This is a genomic window from Candidatus Desulfosporosinus nitrosoreducens (genome assembly GCF_030954495.1).
Taxonomy (GTDB): Bacteria; Bacillota; Desulfitobacteriia; order Desulfitobacteriales; family Desulfitobacteriaceae; genus Desulfosporosinus; species Desulfosporosinus nitrosoreducens.
On record NZ_JAVHUW010000047.1, the window covers coordinates 1 to 16,781 of the forward strand.

17 protein-coding genes and 1 riboswitch are annotated in these 16,781 nt (G+C 44.3%); of the genes, 11 read left to right on the forward strand and 6 right to left on the reverse strand.

Annotated features, from left to right (window positions below; all coding sequences use genetic code 11):
* Window positions 1–226 precede the first annotated feature (226 nt).
* Window positions 227–364: riboswitch (cyclic di-AMP (ydaO/yuaA leader) on the forward strand.
* A gap of 4 nt (window positions 365–368) precedes the next feature.
* The gene (locus REC12_RS09960; RefSeq protein ID WP_308894039.1) at window positions 369–1,109 is read left to right on the forward strand and encodes a C40 family peptidase; all 741 of its coding nucleotides are present in this window, start codon (window positions 369–371) and stop codon (window positions 1,107–1,109) included.
* A gap of 342 nt (window positions 1,110–1,451) precedes the next feature.
* On the opposite strand, the gene uvrC is transcribed toward REC12_RS09960, so the two are convergent.
* Window positions 1,452–3,293 (reverse strand): excinuclease ABC subunit UvrC, encoded by a 1,842-nt coding sequence (gene uvrC / locus REC12_RS09965; RefSeq protein WP_374214198.1) that lies wholly within the window; start codon window positions 3,291–3,293, stop codon window positions 1,452–1,454.
* A gap of 90 nt (window positions 3,294–3,383) precedes the next feature.
* Between uvrC and REC12_RS09970 the strand changes: the two genes are divergently transcribed.
* Entirely contained in the window at window positions 3,384–3,905 is a 522-nt protein-coding gene (locus tag REC12_RS09970; RefSeq protein WP_308894040.1) for a hypothetical protein, read from the forward strand.
* A gap of 6 nt (window positions 3,906–3,911) precedes the next feature.
* Here the strand turns inward: REC12_RS09970 and REC12_RS09975 are convergent, their stop codons facing one another.
* Complete coding sequence (locus tag REC12_RS09975; protein WP_308894041.1) at window positions 3,912–4,355, reverse strand: DMT family transporter; 444 nt, start codon at window positions 4,353–4,355, stop codon at window positions 3,912–3,914.
* A 137-nt stretch (window positions 4,356–4,492) separates the two neighbouring features.
* On the opposite strand from REC12_RS09975, the gene REC12_RS09980 reads away from it, so the two are divergent.
* The 7 genes from REC12_RS09980 (at window position 4,493) to REC12_RS10010 (ending at window position 9,282) form a co-directional block, all read left to right on the forward strand.
* Window positions 4,493–4,864 (forward strand): hypothetical protein, encoded by a 372-nt coding sequence (locus REC12_RS09980; RefSeq protein WP_308894042.1) that lies wholly within the window; start codon window positions 4,493–4,495, stop codon window positions 4,862–4,864.
* A 120-nt stretch (window positions 4,865–4,984) separates the two neighbouring features.
* On the forward strand, window positions 4,985–6,091 hold the full coding sequence (gene mqnE, locus REC12_RS09985) for an aminofutalosine synthase MqnE (protein WP_308894043.1): 1,107 nt from the start codon (window positions 4,985–4,987) through the stop codon (window positions 6,089–6,091).
* 22 nt (window positions 6,092–6,113) lie between these two features.
* Window positions 6,114–6,596, forward strand: a complete 483-nt coding sequence (locus tag REC12_RS09990) for a metallophosphoesterase family protein (protein WP_308894044.1) — start codon at window positions 6,114–6,116, stop codon at window positions 6,594–6,596.
* 13 nt (window positions 6,597–6,609) lie between these two features.
* On the forward strand, window positions 6,610–7,209 hold the full coding sequence (locus REC12_RS09995; RefSeq protein ID WP_308894045.1) for a DUF2103 domain-containing protein: 600 nt from the start codon (window positions 6,610–6,612) through the stop codon (window positions 7,207–7,209).
* Between the two features lie 194 nt (window positions 7,210–7,403).
* Window positions 7,404–8,504, forward strand: coding sequence for a hypothetical protein (locus REC12_RS10000; protein ID WP_308894046.1), 1,101 nt, complete (start codon window positions 7,404–7,406; stop codon window positions 8,502–8,504).
* A complete protein-coding gene (locus tag REC12_RS10005; protein WP_308894047.1) occupies window positions 8,501–8,788 on the forward strand; it encodes an EscU/YscU/HrcU family type III secretion system export apparatus switch protein in 288 nt (95 codons plus the stop codon). The genes REC12_RS10000 and REC12_RS10005 overlap by 4 nt, the downstream gene beginning before the upstream one ends.
* Before the next feature lie 53 nt (window positions 8,789–8,841).
* Window positions 8,842–9,282, forward strand: coding sequence for a ferritin-like domain-containing protein (locus REC12_RS10010; protein WP_308894048.1), 441 nt, complete (start codon window positions 8,842–8,844; stop codon window positions 9,280–9,282).
* 143 nt (window positions 9,283–9,425) lie between these two features.
* Here REC12_RS10010 and REC12_RS10015 read toward each other — a convergent pair whose 3' ends face one another.
* Window positions 9,426–9,740, reverse strand: a complete 315-nt coding sequence (locus REC12_RS10015) for a hypothetical protein (RefSeq protein WP_308894049.1) — start codon at window positions 9,738–9,740, stop codon at window positions 9,426–9,428.
* Window positions 9,741–10,000: 260 nt separating this feature from the next.
* Here REC12_RS10015 and REC12_RS10020 point away from each other — a divergent pair, with 260 nt between their 5' ends.
* Window positions 10,001–10,264: an antibiotic biosynthesis monooxygenase gene (locus REC12_RS10020; protein WP_308894050.1), complete on the forward strand. Its 264-nt coding sequence runs from the start codon at window positions 10,001–10,003 to the stop codon at window positions 10,262–10,264.
* 66 nt (window positions 10,265–10,330) lie between these two features.
* On the opposite strand, the gene REC12_RS10025 is transcribed toward REC12_RS10020, so the two are convergent.
* From REC12_RS10025 to REC12_RS10035, 3 genes are all read right to left on the reverse strand, one after another.
* Entirely contained in the window at window positions 10,331–11,143 is an 813-nt protein-coding gene (locus tag REC12_RS10025) for an aminotransferase class IV (RefSeq protein WP_308894052.1), read from the reverse strand.
* The gene (pabB, locus tag REC12_RS10030; RefSeq protein WP_308894053.1) at window positions 11,130–13,160 is read right to left on the reverse strand and encodes an aminodeoxychorismate synthase component I; all 2,031 of its coding nucleotides are present in this window, start codon (window positions 13,158–13,160) and stop codon (window positions 11,130–11,132) included. The genes REC12_RS10025 and pabB overlap by 14 nt, the downstream gene beginning before the upstream one ends.
* 64 nt (window positions 13,161–13,224) lie before the next feature.
* A complete protein-coding gene (locus REC12_RS10035) occupies window positions 13,225–13,731 on the reverse strand; it encodes a hypothetical protein (RefSeq protein WP_308894054.1) in 507 nt (168 codons plus the stop codon).
* A 154-nt stretch (window positions 13,732–13,885) separates the two neighbouring features.
* On the opposite strand from REC12_RS10035, the gene REC12_RS10040 reads away from it, so the two are divergent.
* A complete protein-coding gene (locus REC12_RS10040) occupies window positions 13,886–16,663 on the forward strand; it encodes a helicase C-terminal domain-containing protein (protein ID WP_308894056.1) in 2,778 nt (925 codons plus the stop codon).
* The last annotated feature ends 118 nt before the right edge of the window (window positions 16,664–16,781 follow it).

A 16,781-nucleotide genomic window follows, 5' to 3' on the forward strand; every position in this document is an offset into this window, starting at 1 on the left:
GGCAGAAGCTCGGATTAGTCAGCCTCATGGACCGATATCTAGAAGTTCGTAACACTTGGCGAACCGCCGTATACCGAACGGTACGTACGGTGGTGTAAGAGGACGGCGGGGAAACCCCGCCTCCTACTTAATTATATAAAAAATTTTTTCAAGGGAGATATTTCCATGGAATTTGGCAGGATTTTTAAGATATGGTGGCGAATAGACAAACAGAATAATATAATTTTAATAGAACTAGCTGAATCCTAACTTTAGAGTTAGGAGCGGGGGATTTTTTTGGGGTGAATCACGTGCTTTCGTGTAGGGCTTACACCTTTGGCCCGAATCCGTCAACTAACCTCGTAAGCTAATGAAAGGTGGATTTCTTCTTGCCGATTCCTGCATCTTCACGGATGTGGCTGGGAAGTGGAGTTTTGGCTGGCCTGATTTTAGCAAGCAGCCTTCCGGCATTTGCTATAACTCCGACGGTTTCCTCCCAATCAATGTCCGTCGCTTCGATTACCGTATCAACCGGCCCTTATGTTAAAACTGTCCGCACCCAATTACAGTGGAAATCAAGTTCCTTATCCTCACTTGAGGAGATAGGTTCTTCCGAGGCAACAGCAAGTACGAATTTAGTTCCGGCTTCAAATAATTCCACAAATACCGCGGCTGTCCCTGCCAAAGCTCAGCCGGCAGCCCAGGATACAATGAATAGCCCCAGACCTGTTCAGGTTGCAGTGTCATCCTCAAAACAAGTCTCACGGTCGGACAGTTCGCTCTTGATTGATCATGCCTTGAGCCTGCAGGGTGTTCCCTATCAATTTGGAGGTACAAGCCGAAGCGGTTTCGATTGTTCAGGATTTACCCAGTATGTTTATAAGGCTTCCAGTAAATTTTTGCCCAGAACTGCTGCGGAGCAGTTTAGCGTCGGATCTTCCGTCGGCCGTGGGCAGCTTCAACCGGGCGATTTAGTGTTCTTTTCCACGTATTCCCAGGGAGCTTCTCATGTAGGTATTTATATTGGCGGCGGACGTTTTGTTCATGCTTCCAATACCGGTGTTTGTATTACCAATCTCAGTGATAGCTATTACTCCGCCCGCTATCTGGGAGCTCGCCGGGTAAACTAAAGATTGTTGTTATGAGCTCAATTTAAATTAGAATGAGAAATTTGTAACAATCTGGTCCCCCAAGATTCTATGTTATACAGCAAGGGAATTGTTGCACCCGCATAAAAATTTCTAAATAGAGCAAATAGAACAAACAAACCATGCCTAAGAGTGGTGAAGCCCACGTATAGGCATGGTTTTTATTTTAATATGGCAACCAGGGGATAGGCCTGTAACGCAAACACTCGCCCCCCGGTTTTAGGGCGAAAGGTTTTGAATTCTGAATATAGGAATCTGTCATTAAACACTGCTGGGTACGTTTGTAATAGCATTGGCGGCATAATTCCACTCTGTAATTTAAGATCATGGGGTAGACCTCTCTTCTTGTGTTGAAATTGAGGAAGGTAAGGGATGAAAGTATTGAAAAATTGTCTGCGCGATACTTTGCGGGAGCCCGGTTGCTTGAAGTTCTTCCACGGAAGCTTGTCGTATATCGTCAAGAGAAGCGTAATGCTGCAATAAATGCTGCTTGCGCTTAGGACCAATCCCCGCAATGCCATCCAGAGCAGAGAGGGTCATATTTTTGGCGCGCTGTTGCCGGTGAAAGGTGATAGCAAAGCGGTGCACTTCATTTTGAATTCTGCCTAACAATAAAAAGGTTGGATGATTTCTTGGCAGCGGAATGGGGTTGCCGGCACTGTCCATAAGCTCGTTGGTTTGATGGCGGTCATTTTTGACCATTCCCGCCACAGGAATAGCCAGGCCGAGTGTGTCTAACTCCTTCAAGGCTGCATTTATCTGCCCTTTGCCGCCATCAACCAAAATCAGGTCGGGCAGAGGGTCGTTTTCTAAAACAAGGCGGGCATACCTGCGTCGAATAACCTGCCCCATGGAGGCGGTATCGTCGGAAGTCTCCATAGGCTGAATTTTATATTTCCGGTATCCCTTGCGCTGGGGCTTGCCCTCAATGAACTGAACCATCCCGGCCACCACAAGGGTCCCCGCGGTATTGGAAATATCAAAAGCCTCGATTCGCCTGGGGGCGGGAATGTTCAGAAGATCGCCAAGAGTCGCAAGGGCTTGAAAGTTTTCCGACTGCTGGCGTAACTCCAGAGTAATTTGGTCATGAAGGGTGGTTTGGGCATTGGACATGGCCATCAGTACTAAATCCTTCTTTTTGCCTTTCTGAGGAATTGAAATTGGGAAAAGGCTGGTTAAGGCCTGAGACTCTAAAGGGGGGATTAGAATTTCTTGAGGCCAGACTTTTCGTTCCAGGTAGAATTGAGCTATAAAGGAAATAAAGGCTTCTTCCGAGTCTTCAAAATATGGGAAGACAAAATTGTCTCGGGCAAGTAGTTTGCCTTGCCGCAGATAAAAAACTTGTATGCAGAGTTGGTCAGTCGTTTTAGCATAGCCGATAACATCGCGGTCGATAAAATCATTGAGAGTAATGTTTTGCTTCTCGCCAAGGCGCTTTAAGTCTTCGATCAGATCCCGGTATTCCTTGGCTCTTTCGAACTGGAGGGATTCTGCCGCTTTTTGCATTTTCTCGGTCAGGAGATTAAGAATTTGACTTTGGTCACCGTTAAGGAAGGTTGAAGCGTTCTTGGAGATTTCTTCATAAGCATTGGGAGAAATGTCACGAACGCAAGGCGCCAGGCATTGTTCAAGGTGATGGTAAAGGCAGGCGCGAGTTGGTATCTGACGGCATTTTCGAAAAGGGAAGAGGCGATTCAGGAGGCGGGCCGCTTCTTTAGCGGCTGTTGCGTTAGGATAAGGACCGTAATATTTTCCTGAACCTTTTTTAATTTTGCGCGTCACTATAATGCGGGGATGCCGTTCGTGGGTGATCATTAAATAAGGGTAAGTTTTATCGTCCCTTAAAAGAATATTATACTTAGGGTTGTATTTTTTTATTAAATTGCATTCTAAAACCAGAGCTTCAACTTCAGAGTCTGTCAGGATATATTCAAAATCTGTGATGTTGCTGACTAAGCGAGCGGTTTTGCCGTCGTGTGCTCCTGTGAAATACGATTTGACTCTATGTTTTAATTGTTTGGCTTTACCGACATAAATAATCTGACCATGGTGGTCCTTCATGAGGTAAACACCCGGTTTCTCAGGCAGCAAGGTCAATTTTTGTCGAAGCAGATCCACTTTTCCCACCTCTGTTCCTATTTTAGAACTCGGGTTCGCAAGATGCAAGTGCAGCACACATATCTTTGCTCAAGCAAACGTATATATGCTTTAAGTGGGCTCATTTATGAATAGAACAGAGGATTGGGGGGAGAGATTATGCCAGGTAGTTGGGGGAGATCACCGCGAAATGAACTGTGGCAGGATTTGCAAGCCTTAGCCCTTTGGATTCTTATTATTGGAGTGGTGGGATATATCCTTTTTCCTAATTTTTTCAAAGACGTTTACGGTCGGCTGTCAGACCCCGCCGCCCAAACAAGTGCTATAAATAGCAACTATACCTTAAATAACACCACGGATCAAACTATAGATTCCAGCAATCCGCAAACTCTTTTTGGTCAAGATTTTTCGAGTGTGACAAATTCTCTTTATAATGGCAAAAGCGAGGTTTCTTCAGGCTACTGGGTTATCTTTGTAGCCAGCGGAGAGTTTAAACAACTTCCGGTAAGCAGTGAGGCTTATGCCTTTTTAGTTCGCCTTATTGAAAATGATCAAAATGCCGCTGGAAAAAATACGATAATCTTGGCAGCCAACGGCCAGATTCGCAAAGTTGCCGTCAGTGAAGAAATTTACTCAATTATTACCAATTTAGCCGTTATCGGGGCCCGTTCCGGTTCTTAAGCTAAGTTAGTGAAAAAGAAGTTTGGCCCCGGCTGCAAATAGAAATATTCCCATAAGCTGCCAGGGATTCCAGGGAAGCCGGTGAGCGCCGAACCAGCCGAAATGGTCGATGAGTACCGCCATACTGACCTGGCCAATAATGATTGCTGTTGTTGCATTGCAGACTCCCACTTTAGGGATGCTGACAGCCACAAGGCCGACAATAATCACGCTGAGCAGTCCGCCAAGATATAGATACCAGGGAATCGTCAGCCAGTGGTACTTGAATAGGGGAATTTTGCATACCAGAAGTGCGATGAGCGCGATAAGAGTTCCAATAATATGTACGACAAAGGTAGCAGATAATAGCGAAGTTTTTTCACTTAACAGAGAATTAAGAGTCCCCTGGATCGCCATGGTAATACCGGATATTCCGGCAATGACAAAAGGTAAAGAAAGTAATTTTGACATTGTTACCTCCTCATAAAATTAGTTTTAAACTGTAAGATATCACCAGATTCGTAAAGATCTAATCAGTATTCATTAGAAAGGTTGAGGGAAAAATGAAGATATCAAACTAAGCTAACAAAATAAAGTGGAGGTGCGTCATGGATATCGATTATAATTTGATTCAACGCGCCCAAATGCTGCTGACCCTTGACCATCCTCTAACTCAAGTACGGGATATACTTTTACGGGAAGGTTATCCGCAAGATCAGGTTGTAGAGTTAATGGATGCGACAGAAGAGGTTCTAAACTACCTCGTTCCCCCTCAATATGATGAACATAAAATAGGCATCGATATTTTGCACCCGGGAGAGAAAGCGGAAGACCGAAAACCGACCGTGGATATTTTGATCGATAAACGATCAGGAAAGTTAGAGCTGATTACCCCTCACTTGCCGGAAACCTGGCGTGTTGCGAATGAAGTTCGCAAAGCCATCAAGCGTCAGCGTTATTCTATGAAATATTTTCATTAGATTTGCGGAGGATTGCTCGGGAAACCTTGCAGTCCTTTTCTACTCTTAGCTTTTCTCCAATTTCGAGAATTATGTTATAATGTATCGATAAATTAAGTTTGGGGAAAGAAGGGTCAAGGGTTGGACTTTACGCCAATACAACAGGGATTGGATCAGATTTATCATAAATTAAGCTCAGATCAGCGCCTCGATAAAGAGGATGGTTTAAAGCTTTTGCAGACGACGAATCTTTTAGGGTTAGCCTATCTGGCCAATGAGCAAAGACGTTTAAAGACCGGCAATCAAGTCTTCTTTAATAACAATGCTCATATTAACTACAGTAATGTCTGCAAAGTTCGCTGCGGGCTTTGTGCTTTTGCCAAAGACAGCGGGGAAAAAGGATCTTATACTATGACGGTCGAGGAAATAGCTGCTAAAGCGGAGCAATATGCCGCTCAGGGAGTGACTGAAATTCATATCGTAGGAGGGATACATCCTGATTTACCCTTTTCCTACTATTTGGAGATGGTCAGACAAGTCAAAAAGAGGGCTCCTCAAGTGAGCATCAAAGCCTTTACGGCAGCGGAATACGACTACTTCTCCCAGATCGAAGAACGATCAGTTGTTGATATATTAAAGTTATTTAAAGAAGCGGGTTTGAGCTTTATTCCCGGGGGAGGAGCGGAAAACTTCAGCCCCAGGGTCAGGGAAATTATTTGTCCGGGAAAGCTAAGCGGTCAAAGGTGGCTGGAAATACATCGTCAAGCCCACTTACTGGGAATTCCCACAAATGCCAACATGCTTTACGGACTCATTGAGACGGACGAAGAGCTGATTGATCACTTGCTGGCCTTACGTACTTTGCAAGATGAAACCAAAGGCTTTGCTGCTCTTATACCTACCGCTTTTCATCCGAAAAACACAAAGTTTGAAAACGTATCTCCGGTCAGTGCGGTGCGCACCTTAAAGATTATCGCAGTGGCACGCTTAATACTGGATAACTTTAACTATATAAAAGCCTATTGGGTGTCTTCAAGCCCGCAGGTAGCCCAGATGGCTCTTTCCTTTGGGGCTAATGATTTGGATGGAGTCGTCCGTGAGGAGAAAATTTATCATACCGCCGGCTCCAATAGTCCTCAGATGCAAAGTGAACAAGAACTGGTTCACCTGATCCATGAAGCGGGCTTGGAAGCAGTGGAGAGAGATTCAAATTACAATATGCTGCACAGGTTTCCTGCCAACGTATAATAGATTCAAGAGGTGTGTGTCTATGCATATTGCGGTGCTGTCCGATACTCATTTAAGAGCAGGAAGGTCTTTGCCCAAAGTTGTATGGGAGCAGCTGGCTGAGGCTGATCTCATCCTCCATGCGGGAGATTTAACTCACAGTGGCTTGCTTGCCGAACTTTCGCTTTTAGCTCCAGTGAAAGCTGTCTGTGGCAATTGCGACAGCTGGGACGTTAACCTTCCGAATCAAGAGTGGATTGAATGTGAATCCTTTAAAATCGGTTTGATTCATGGGCATCAAGGTCAAGGAAAAACTACTTTAGAACGTGCTTTTAAGGCCTTTGCCCCCAAGCCTGTTGATGTGATTGTTTTTGGGCATAGTCACACTCCCACTCTGGAATGGCATAACGGTGTCCTTATGTTCAATCCGGGTTCCCCGACAGATAAACGGCGTGAACCTCAGTATTCTTTCGGATGGTTAGATGTGCAAGCCGGTCAGGTCAATGCTAAACATTTCTATTTCTGAAAAGCGGTGAGAAATGAAGCATCGCAAAAATAAGGTGAAGCGTGAGCATGGCCTTATTCCAAACGCCTTGGGTTGGCTTGAACACTTAAGTTCTCTGGCCGAAGTTACAGATATTATACCGGGAGTCATTGATGTCAACCATTCTCCGGAACGTGGAATTGTTTATAAATATGAAACTAAAACGGGGTGCAAGTTATTACTCAAAAGCAACGGTTCTATCCAGGAAGTTTTCGTCGTTACCCAAAATCCCTCTGCCGTACAGACCTGGGTGAGGAGAGAATTTCCTCAGGAAGGTTCAGAATCTGCTTTACGGACAGAATTTCCGCAACGAGTTGAGACCTCCAAGAGAAAATCTTCCGCTGGTTCAGTTAAAAATGAAAGATCGGCATCTGTTCGTTTTAATAGAGCGAAGAAAAAAAGTTCTCCCCAAACTGTCGCCAATAAAACTCGTTCCTCAAAACGTGGGAAGACCATGACCTTGAAATCTTTTCAGAAAAATGCTGCCCCGGAGACAACACAAATTGCCGATGTACTGGATCGTACAACTTTTAAAAAATTGAACTTATTAAAACAGTCTCTGAAAAGTCATAAAGAAGCAAAGCCCAGGCATTAAATAAAGCGGAGAAGCTGTTGCCAAATGGATATTTATAAGTTTTTTTCAATAGAAACCATACATATACGTGGACTAACCACTATTTATGCATGGTTTTTGTTCTATATAAAGGTTTTCAGGCATTTATGAAGCCCTTTTTGATTTCCTATATTTATGAAAACGATTAGTTTAATTTAATATAGAGGAGGTCTTTCATGGAAGTCACTGGTATTCTAACATCAGGGTTGCTGGAGGATCTTAAATCTAAGCAATGGCAGCCGGGAGATAGGCTCTTGGTGGAAGTTGTGCAAAAAAATGGTGAGAATCAAGGAACCATACAAGTTAAAGGTGATGTCCTATCCGCAGTTCTTGAGACTTCGACTCAAGTGGGAGATAAATTCTGGGTGCAAGTCGGAGAAATCGAAGAAGGCTACTTATTGTTGATCAGAGAGACTCAAGCAGAAAAAGCACAGGATATCCCCGCGCCCTCTCTTCAATTTGCCGAACTGAAAGAAAGAGGCTTGCCTCCAAATCAAGAACTATTAACCTTAGTGCGGGAGTTTCCCCTTATCGGAAGCGAAGCTTCTTTAGAAGAAGCTCTTCAAGGAAGTTTAAGCGACGAATTTCTCGCCGCTTTACGAAAATCCTTTCCCCAATGGGAATCCTTATCAGGAGAAAACGGCGCGCAAAAGATTATCGAGTGTTTGCGTAAATTAGGTTTGAACTACGAGCAGCGTATTCTGCAAATGAGCAAACTGAATTCTCAAGCCAAAGAATTAGAAAAAGAAAGCTTAAGAAACACATTGAAGTTTTCGCTTTTAGACGCTGTGCAAAAACAAAAGGAGGAATATCTCTCCAACTCCCCAGGAGTGTTAGCTCGTCTTTTGGATAAAATAACGGGACAGCAATTATGGCTTAAAACCGGAACGCTTAATAACGGTTACGTTCTAGTAGATTTGCCGCTTATGAATCAGGAAGAATTCATGCCGCTTAGAGTTGGCCTGGAAAGCGCCCGTAAAGGGTCCAAAATGGATGAGAAGCATTGTAGGGTGGCTATACAGCTAGAAACGAAGGGATTGGGCGTGATTGGGATTGATGCCTTTTTTGATCAGGACGCAGTGACGATGAACATCCTTACGGCCGATACATCAACCCTTTCTGAATTAGTGGAGAATGTTTTGCCGGAAACAAAGGTACAATTTGCCAGGCTGGGATTTAAAGTGCTGAAGGTAACTATTGAAAATCTGGACCAAAATATTGAGTTCCAGAATTTCCTTCAAGGATTGAGAAGAAGTGGAGTGGACGTTGCGGGATGAGTACGGAATCTGTTAGCAAGGCGGCAGCTTTGAAATATGATCAGACTGGAGCACCAAGGGTTGTAGCAAAAGGGAACGGAGAGATCGCTCAGAAAATGATTCAAACTGCTGAAGCCGAAGGAATACCGATTCAGAAAAATGAAGCCCTTGTTGAAGCGTTAATGCAAATTGATTTAACGAAAGAAATACCGCCCCAACTTTATCGGGCTGTTGCTGAAATATTAGCCTTTGTTTATCGTTTGGATAAGGCAAAAGCTGAGAGGACCTTAACCCCAGGCACATAATTTAAGGGTTACTCCACAAACTATCCAGACTTAAGCAATAGGGAGGTTAGGCTATGGGTAGCTCTTTTGAAGTCTTAAATAAAATTTTAGAAGGCGAACATATAGCGATCGCACAATATCAGGCCTGTATTGATGCTCTTGCCGCTGGTCCGTTTCGCAATCATCTCACAGCGCTGCTGACAGATCACAAAAATCACGCCACAAGGCTGGCTTATTACATCCAAACAAATGGCGGACATGTCCGGGAAGGGGCGGGCCTGATGGACAGCATTGTAAATTGGAAAAATCGAATAGGTCGGCTAGCTGAGGCAAAGCCGGAGGAAATACTGGAGCATCTTTATACTGGCGAGGACAAAGGGCTGGCCCGGGCCGAGCAATTCGCAGAGCAAAGCTTAACCAGTGCTGAAAAAGAAGTCTTGGAACCAATTTTGGCGGAGGAACATGATCATTTGAAACAGTTGCAAAAAATTAAAGAAGGACTCTTTTATCATTAACATTTAAGGACTAAAGGCTTAGCGGCTGCTCGTGCCCTTGGCCCGGAAGACATTTTGCTGCTGTGCCGCTCTAGTTGTGTTTGTTTTAAAGGAGTTAATTTTTCTCACAAAATATAAAAAAGCGGCAATAGCCGCTTTTGAAATTAAGCATTTTTTTCTTGCTGTTTCTTCATTAAACGTTTGCGAGCCAACATATTGGCTACTTTCCCATTATCTCCGAGAAGAAGGCCTTGCAGTCTCCATTCGCGGAAAGTCTGCCAGAATTGCTGCTCGGATATGCGGCGGGTAATTCGCTCGGACTCTTCATCATAGGGCCAGAATACATCGACCCATAACGTTCCATTACTGCTTAAAACCAATAAAAAATGAACAAGCTCCGGGTTTGGTGACTCGGAATCACGGATTAATATGTGTGAACGGCCATTAGGGAAATCTGTGCGTATATAAGTAAGCTTCATGATAAATTATCCCCCTTTGTGCACTTTTGTTTGAAGTCTTGACGTTCCAACTAAAGTATAGCATGAAACTGAGAATAAAACGAAATTCTTTGACTTACGTTCAAGCCTCCAAAATAAGAAAATGCTGTTTGTTTCAAAGTCTCTGCTTTTTAAATTATGCTGTCGTTAGAGTGAAGGTTCATAGGATATGGGTATGCCGGAAAACTGTTTAGGATAGACTATAACTATATTGAAAAAGAAGTTCAATGGAGGGTACACATATGCTCACAGTTATTCATACCTTTGATGGTCCGGATAGAGACCGAATATTGGGAGAAGTGCGGTCGGGAATTCGCTCATTCGAAGATATTGATGGGTTCAAATTTGCTTCGGTCAATCGACAACAAGATACTTCAGAAATTATGCTTTTTTCGAAATGGGAAAACCGCAATGCCTTTGATAACTGGACTCACACTGTTGGGGAAAATAAAGCCTTCAAATCTTCAACTCCACAAATATTCGAGGTCCTCGAAGAAAAATATTAGCCCTTTAGGTGTCAGGAGCAACCTGACACCTTTTAATTTATTGGAGACCTAAGAGATCACGGAGATTCACAGAACGGCAGTGATTAATTCCTTGAGAGCTGCCTCGAGTCGTCGCGTCACAGAGTTTCCTGAACAAGGGGAAGACACTGGAAAAACAGTATGACCGGCAGACTTCACCGGCATAATGCCCATCAAAGCATTTGTCATAAAAACTTCGTCGGCTGATAAAAGGTCACTCAGAGTGTAAAATCCTTCTTCTGCTGGGATGTCAAGCTTATGGGCTAGCTCCAAGACAAGTTGCCGGCGCGTACCGGGCAGACAGCCACTGGAAAGTGATGGTGTAAAAAGCTGCTTGTTTTTTATAAAAAAGAAGTTGCTCATGGTACCTTCAGCAAGATAACCTTGGGAATTGAGCCAGATACCTTCGTCTGCGCCAAAATTAGCAGCTTCTTCTTTAGCTAAAATGTTTTCCAGATAATTAGTAGACTTTACAGAGATTAAAGGAGAATGTTCGTTGCGCGGATTGGCTAAAACGTGCAGACTTATTCCCTTACGATATTGTTCAGGGAAATAAGGCAGAGGTCTCACGCTGAAAAAAAGCTGGGCAGGGAGTCCGGCTGACGGGGACCCGCCGCTGAGTGTCAGGCGAAGAGCATAAGGGGGGGAATCCGGAGTTTGACGGAGAAATTTCTGCAGCAGATCTGTCCGCTCTTCTTTGTTGGGAAGTTGGAGGTTCAGCAATTCAGCTCCCCTGGTCATACGCCCCCAGTGAAGGTCTAAAAAGAGGGGCCCCTTTTCCAGGACCAGAAGTGTTTCGAAAAGTCCAAAACCGAATAAGGCTAAACGATCAAGAGGGGATATTAGCTCACTGGGAATCATATAATTTTCCTTCCAAAACCCTGAACAGGGCTTTTGCTTTATCAAGCGTTTCTTTATATTCATCTTCTGGCAAGGAATCGGCGACGATACCTCCTCCGGCGTGAACAAAAGCCCTTCCGTTTTTTAAAATGATTGTGCGAATTACGATATTCAAATCCCAAGCACCGTCAAAGCCCAGATAACCAATGCTTCCAGTGTAAATGCCGCGCCGGTAAGGTTCTAGTTCATCAATAATTTCCATAGCCCTAATCTTGGGAGCTCCGGTAATAGACCCGCCGGGAAAAACGGCTTGTAAAACGGCGCCGGGCAGGAGTCCTTTATGAAGCTGTCCCGTGATCGTTGAAACAAGATGCCAAACCGTTGGATATTTTTCTAAAGCAATTAGCTCAGGAACTTTAACACTGCCAAATTCACAAATACGTCCCAAATCGTTGCGTTCTAAATCAATGATCATAGTCAGTTCGGCACGGTCTTTGAGGCTGTTTTGCAGAGCGAGGGCCTGAGCTTCATCCTCCTGCGGCGATGATTTACGCGGACGAGTCCCCTTGATGGGCCGGGTTTCAATATAGCCGTTCCCTTTAATTTGCAGGAAACGCTCCGGTGAACTGCAGAGGATTTGAAAGTCGTCGTAGGGAAGAAAAGCCGCAAAGGGTGCAGGATTTTGAAGATGCAATTTGGCATAGAGCTCCCAAACGTCGCCATTCCAGGGCATGGAAAATCGTTGGGTTAGGTTGGCCTGGTAAATATCACCGGCGTAAATGTATTCAATTACACGCTTTAAATCTTGCAGATAGTCTTCTTTGGAGACCGAAGGAGTGATCGGGAAAACGGTTTGGTCTTGCAAAGAGAATTCTGATAATTCCCTTGATGCCTGAGGTGCGTGAGAATTGAGCAGCTGTTCTAAATAGTGAATGCGGGCGTTGGCTAAATCAGTCCGGCAAGTTCCATTTTCGTCCATCCCGCAGGCGACGAGCCAGTAGCTTCCGCGGCGGTGATCATAAACTAAAATTCCGTCATACCAGGCAAAACGCCAGAGAGGCAAGCCTAAGTCATCCTCCGCAAGAGAAGGTAATTGTTCAATTTCGTTTTTAAGATCATAACTAATAAAACCTACTGCTCCTCCGGAGAAAGGAAAGGGGGCGGCAGAGACCTGATATTTATTAAAGGATTCGTCAAGGAAGTCAAAACTTCCCGGGGAGCGCGAAGGCCTGACAGTTTTTTGCAGGAGATTTGGCCAGGAAACTTCAAGTTTATCGGGATAGGCGGTGGCCTCTAAAAACGGCGCTGCCCCCATAAAGGAATAGCAGCCTAGTTCCTCGTAATTCTTGCCGCTATCGAGAAAAAAAGGAGAAGGTTCTTTTTTAAACGCTTGAAACATCTGGCAAGGCGGCAGAGAACTAGTGAAAGGTTTTGCAATCCAGGCCGAAGGTTTATTTAATGTTTTCCACAGAGCCGCCTGACTAAGAGCATTTTTTAAAAGTTGACGGCCGGAATGAGTGAGGATTGCCTCGGGATGAAATTGAATCCCTTCAATCGGCAGGCTCACGTGGCGAACCCCCATAATCTCCCCGTCCGTAGTCTCTGCGCTGACGATCAATTCTGGGGGAAGGGATGATCGTTCGATAATAAGAGAGTGATACCTTGTTACCACTAAGGGGTCCGGCAAATCGGCGAAGACTCCGAGACCATCATGGCGAATCGCTTCAGTTTTACCGTGAATTGGCCGCTTAGCCCGTACTATCCTGCCGCCAAAAAATTGCCCAATGGCTTGATGTCCAAGGCATACCCCCAGAATCGGTATTTCTCCCTTAAAACGCTCAATAATGGTTAAAGAAAGCGGTGATTCCGAGGGAGTACAAGGACCGGGGGAGATCACAATGAGGTCAGGGTGCAATTGTTCAATTTCCTCTAAAGTACATGTATCTTGGCGCTTGACGACAATTTCTGCTCCGAGTTCGCCAAAGTATTGGTAAAGGTTATAGGTAAAGGAATCATAGTTGTCCAACATAAATATCATGAGTAATTCCCCTTAAAATTTAACCGTATGCGCTGACCGGGATAGCTCGGACGAATCAAAGCTGCTAATTTGAATTATGCAGCATATTATCAAGTTCTTCGAAAGCGGGCTGAAGATTAGGATCGTTGATTCCCTGCAAAACCATAGTCCGATTAATGGTGACTTGTCCCACATTAGAGCCTTCAACTTCTATTTGGAGTGACTGAACATCAAGGGCAAGAGCATGTCCATCAACGACAAAAGACATTCGTTTGGGCTGAGGATAATTGGCCTGTAAACTGACTGTTGTTGTTGGCTGATCGGATTGGGCCAATTCTTGAGGAGTGGGGGTGTGTAAGTCGCTTAAAACAAAAGAAGATTCTACAAGCAATTTTTGCATGACAGCCATGTTGGCATTCCAAGGTAATTGGACTAATTCAGATTGAGTCATACCGGAAGGGGAAACAGTAAGGATAACGTAGGAACCGTCTTGCGTCAAATAAGGTTTATCAGAGCATCCGCTCAGGAATAAACTTGAGCATAAAACAATTAAGCCGAATGCCAATGTTGAAAATGTTCGTCTCGACAACAATGGGATAGCCTTCTTCCTTAAACAAGATTGCCAACATCTATTATATCTTCTGATTTCTCACTGTTAATATTCGCTGCTTAATCTCTAAATCCTGCTTTTACGTTGCTTCCTTCCTGAAGATTGGGTACAATAGCTCAGAGAGGGGTCAAAGGTATTGCGCAAAGACGTGATTTTTTTAAATATAGAAAAGACAGTTCTCGAAGGCAAGGACGAGGAAATTTTTGAATTCACAGCCTTGCGGATACATGACGGACAATTGCCGGAATCATGTTGTTTTTTTGTCTGCCAGGAACAGCCTTATAACCCGGAAGCCTATTCCATTATATTGCCTCAAGATTCGATTGGTGTCTTATCACTTCCGGAGTATCGTCAAAAAATACGCGATTTTTTTGACGATGCCGTTTTGGTCAGTCATTGTGACGCATCGTATCTGCGTATTTTAGAGAGAGCCTTAAATGCGCCTTTTCCGAATATAGCCTGGGATACCACAGAATTGGCCCGGATTTTCTTCCCGTCGCTGCATCATTACCAGTTGCCCTATTTGGCAGAGGAGCTTAGGCTTAGCGGCGAGGGAGAGCTGAATATACATCCTTCCGAGCAAAAGGTACATTTAATATGGAAGCTTTTTGAAGCATGTCGCAATAAAGGCTTGGGCTTTGATCTTAGTTTTTTCGATCAGGCCCAGGCATTTCTGGCAGGTTGGTCGGGAAAAAGTTTTTTCGACGATTTACGCCGGGAAATAATACGTCAATTTCCGGATCGCCGGATTCAGACGGATCTCGTACTTTCCCCGTCGCCTGAGGGATTATTTGCTCAGAGCCAAAATTCAGATCAGAAAATACCCGATTCCCTCAAGTGGATCAGTGAAAGCTTTTCCGAAGGAGGAATCCTTGAACAATCTTTGCCAGGGTATGAATGCCGCCCCGGTCAGACCAAAATGGCTCAACTTATTGCTGAGGGCTTCATTTCCGCCCACCATGTCGTGATTGAGGCCGGAACAGGGACGGGAAAGTCCTTTGCTTATTTAATCCCCAGCCTGTGGTTTGCTCGAAAAACCGGACGAAAGGTTGTCGTCGCTACACATACGATTCCCCTTCAGGAGCAACTGCAAAAAAAAGATATCCCGATGCTGGCCAAAGTACTTCCTTTTTCCTTTCGGACCTCTGTATTAAAGGGTAAAGGAAATTATTGCTGCCTGAAACGCTGGCTTAGTTGTTTAACGAATCCTCAGGAGATTGCCGGTCAAGACCAAAAGCTGGCGGTTTTGAGTACCTTGGTCTGGCTGAGAGAGACCAGAACAGGGGATATCCAGGAACTTTCCAAAGTACCGGGGCTAATGTCAATCTGGCCGGATCTAAGTGCGGACAACGAGTTGTGCAATCCGGGCAAATGCTCCAAATCCGGAGTCTGTTTTCTGCTGAGAGCACGTAAAAAAGCAGAAGAAGCCGATGTCTTAATCGTTAACCATTCGTTGCTGTTTTCCGATCTCAAAACAGATTATAATGTTTTGCCGGAATATCATCACTTAGTGCTTGATGAAGCCCATCAGGTATATCAAACGGCGTTGCAAAATTTGGGCTCTGAGCTCTGCTTCGAGGTTCTCACGAGGACGCTTGAAACCATTTATCGACAATCAGGAGCCAATTTTTACACAACAACAAAGCTTCGTTTAGAGTCCTTTCGCTTTACTGCCCCGGTCGTTTCTTGGGACATCTTCGCTCAACGCCTGGATAATATTCCTGAACTATGTCTTAATGTCTTGACGCAAGGGAAAGAATTATTTCAATTATTAGAAGCCATTTTAGGACTTGAGCGCACATTCCGCTTTGTTTCCAGGCATACAAGCCTTTCCTGGTGGAGTCCGCTGCTTGTTCAATTTGAAAATTTAATAGGGCGCCTTAAATCTCTAGTTGCCGTTATGCAGAGTTTAACGAGTGTGTTGAACGGAGAAGAGGCTGATGAAGTCGAAGAATTAAGCTATGTCATCAACACGCATCAAAGAGAACTGCAAGAAATTCAAGACACCCTTGCTCTGGCAATTAACATAGCTGATCCCCGGCAAGTAACTTGGTTGGAACGAAGTTCAAGACTCTATTTAAAAACATCTCCTCTTGAAGTGAGTGACATCTTAAAAGAAAAAATATTTTCACGCCTCGATACTGTCATTTTGACGTCCGCGACCTTGAGCATTGCCAATTCATTTAACCATTTTCTTCAGGATATTGGCTTGCCTTTAACAACAAAAACCGCAGCAGTGGATTCTCCCTTTAACTTTGACGCTCAGATGCAGTTTTTCGTCTTAAACAAAGGTCTTAACGCCGTTCATTCGGACGAGGAAAAAGTGGACGTTTTGTCCGAGCTGATTCTAAACGTCGCTGAGCGCATGCAGGGGCGGACCTTGGTTCTGTTTACGGCCCATAAGTTGTTAAGAGAAACTTATGCCGACTTAAAGCCTCGCCTAACAAAGCTTAATATTGACACCTTAGCTCAGGGAATACAAGGAGAACGAACCACTTTACTGGAAACCTTTAAAAGAAACCCCAAGAGTGTTTTGCTGGGAGCTAATAGTTTTTGGGAGGGTATTGATATTCCCGGGGAAACTTTATCTTGTGTTATCCTGGTCAAATTGCCTTTCTGGCCTCCGTCACTTCCTTTGATTGAAGCTCGTTCGGAATTTTTAAAAGCTCAGGGGCGTGATCCCTTTCGCGAGTTCCTTTTGCCGGAAGCGGTTATTCGTTTTAAACAAGGATTTGGCCGGCTCATCCGTTCGAAGGAGGACCGGGGATTTGTAATCTTGCTGGATGATCGGGTGATCGGCAAATATTATGGCCGGTATTTTCTAAGCTCTTTGCCCATACGAACTCATTTTAGGGCGGATGATCGCCAATTGTTCCAGAAAATTAGTGATTGGAAGTTTAGGGAATTGATGTAATATAGGTGCTTTAATAATCCTCGTAAAAATGGTAAACTAGAGAAAATCGAGAGGAGGTTTCATTTTCGGTGAAACAATATCCCATATCACGTGATGGCTGGCTAATGGGGAGCGTGAA